The organism is Saccharomonospora iraqiensis subsp. iraqiensis, from assembly GCF_000430445.1.
Lineage (GTDB): Bacteria > Actinomycetota > Actinomycetes > Mycobacteriales > Pseudonocardiaceae > Saccharomonospora > Saccharomonospora iraqiensis.
In genome coordinates, this window is sequence record NZ_KE387053.1 from 1 (window position 1) to 2,191 (window position 2,191).

Genomic DNA, 2,191 nt, shown 5'->3' on the forward strand with positions numbered 1-2,191 from the left:
GCCCTCGGTGCGGCGGGGGGCGCCGTCCTGGCGCCGCTGCCGCTGGTGCTGCCGGTCGCGTCGTCGGTGTGGGCGTTCACCGTGTGGGCGCTGTTGCTGTTCGCCGCCGCGACCGCGGGCGTGCTGCTCGTCCGGCGGCACCTGGATTCGTTGCGTGCGGTACGCACGTTCCGTGCGGAGTTCGGGGACCGGACGGTGTTCGGCGCCCCGGGGACGGAGCCCGACGAGGTCGCCGAACGGCTCACGGCGCAGCTGTGCGAGCACTACCTCACCCGGCTGCCGGGTGTCCGCGTGTTCCACGGGGTGTCCCTGCCCGGCTCGGTCTACGCCGATGTCGACCACGCGGTGCTGTGCGGGCGACGACTGGTGCTGGTGGAGTCGAAGCGCTGGCTGCCCGGCCACTACACGACCGACGCCGACGGCAGGCTGTGCCGCAACGGCAGGGTCTTCCGCGGCGGTGGCACGCGGCTGCCGGAGAGCGTCGAGGCGTTCCGCGCGCTGCTGCCCGACGTCGAGGTCCGTGGCGCGCTGGTGCTCTACCCGAGCCGCTCCGGCGAGATCACCACGGACCCGCACGCCCGGATGTCCGCCGACACCGTCGTGCTCACCCCCGAACGGTTCGTCCACCGCATCGGTGACCGGCTCGCGGCCGACCCCGTGACCGTCGACCGCCACGTGCTGCGCACGGTGCTCGACCGGGTCGTGGGCGAATCCGCCCCGGCCGGGGCCTGAACCGGCGCCGCGCCCGGATTCCCCGCGCCGTCCGTGCGCGGGATCCGGATCGATCCGTTCCCGGTGCCGCCCCCGTGTCGGTGGATCGCCTGGTAGGTTGCTAAGCGCACGCTTACTGCCGGGTGCCACGGCGTCCGGGCAGCGGTGTTCAACTCGACGAGGAGGACTGAAGACAATGACCGACTCTCCTTCCCGCGTCGCGATCGTGACCGGGGCAGGCCGGGGCATCGGAGCGGCCGTGGCGAAACGACTCGCCTCGGACGGTTTCGCCGTCGCCCTGTTCGACCTCGACGAGGCGGGGGCGAAGGCGGGTGCCGAGGCGATCACCGCCGACGGCGGCCGGGCCCTCGGCGTCGGGCTCGACATCAGCGACGCCGAACAGGTGGACGCGGCCGTCGGGACCGTGGCGGCGGAACTGGGCGCGCCGACCGTGCTCGTCAACAACGCGGGGATCACCCGCGACAACATGCTGTTCAAGATGAGCGAGACCGACTGGGACTCGGTGATGGGCGTGCACCTGCGCGGCTCGTTCCTGATGAGCCGGGCCGTGCAGAAGCACCAGACCGAACAGAAGTGGGGGCGCGTCGTCAACCTGTCCAGCACCTCCGCGCTGGGCAACCGCGGGCAGGCGAACTACTCCACCGCCAAGGCCGGGCTGCAGGGCTTCACCAAGACGCTGGCCGTCGAGCTGGGCAAGTTCGGGGTCACGGCGAACGCGATCGCCCCCGGCTTCATCGAGACGGACATGACCGCGGCCACCGCCGAGCGCGTCGGGATGGGCTTCGAGGACTTCAAGAACGCCGCGGCCGAGCAGATCCCGGTGCGCCGGGTCGGCCAGCCCTCCGACATCGCCAACGTGGTCTCGTTCCTGGTCAGTGACGAGGCCTCGTTCGTGTCCGGCCAGGTCATCTACGTCGCGGGGGGCCCGAAGGCATGAGTGACACGCGCGTGTTCGCCGATCTCGCGGAGTTCGAGGCCGCGGTGGGACAGCACCTCGGCACCGGCGAATGGCACACGATCACCCAGGAGCAGGTGAACCTGTTCGCCGACGCGACGGGTGATCACCAGTGGATCCACGTGGACCCGGAACGGGCCGCGCAGGGGCCGTTCGGCGCGCCGATCGCGCACGGCTACCTCACGCTGTCCCTGATCCCCATGCTCGGTGCGGCCATCTACCGCGTGGAGGGCCTGAGCATGGGCGTCAACTACGGCGTCAACAAGGTCCGGTTCCCGCAGCCGGTGACGGTCGGCTCCCGGGTCCGGGCGAGTGCCGAGCTGGCGCAGGTCACCGATGCGCAGACGGGCAAGCAGGCCGTGGTGCGCTGGACCATCGAGATCGACGGCGAGGACAAGCCCGCCTGCGTCGCCGAGACGGTCGTGCTGCTGGTCCCCTGATCCGTCCGCACCGGGGCGGGCGGCGCCGCACCGGCGGCCGGTCGGTACCCCGGCCCGGCGCGCG

Annotated in this window: 3 protein-coding genes; all 3 read left to right on the forward strand. The window is 72.0% G+C overall.

Annotation, left to right across the window (positions count from 1 at the left end; all coding sequences use genetic code 11):
• Positions 1–732, forward strand: a 732-nt coding sequence (locus ACTIR_RS0103860) for a nuclease-related domain-containing protein (RefSeq protein WP_026453282.1), incomplete at its 5' end; no start/stop codon positions are given.
• Between the two features lie 175 nt (positions 733–907).
• On the forward strand, positions 908–1,669 hold the full coding sequence (gene fabG / locus ACTIR_RS0103865; protein ID WP_007025663.1) for a 3-oxoacyl-ACP reductase FabG: 762 nt from the start codon (positions 908–910) through the stop codon (positions 1,667–1,669).
• Positions 1,666–2,127 carry a MaoC family dehydratase gene (locus tag ACTIR_RS0103870; protein ID WP_026453283.1) on the forward strand — a complete coding sequence of 154 codons (462 nt, stop codon included), beginning with the start codon at positions 1,666–1,668 and terminating at the stop codon, positions 2,125–2,127. The genes fabG and ACTIR_RS0103870 overlap by 4 nt, the downstream gene beginning before the upstream one ends.
• Positions 2,128–2,191: the final 64 nt, after the last annotated feature.

Coding starts and splice junctions, on each gene's coding strand:
- fabG (WP_007025663.1), top strand. CDS start 908: ATGACCGACTCTCCTTCCCGCGTCGCGATCGTGACCGGGGCAGGCCGG.
- ACTIR_RS0103870 (WP_026453283.1), top strand. CDS start 1,666: ATGAGTGACACGCGCGTGTTCGCCGATCTCGCGGAGTTCGAGGCCGCG.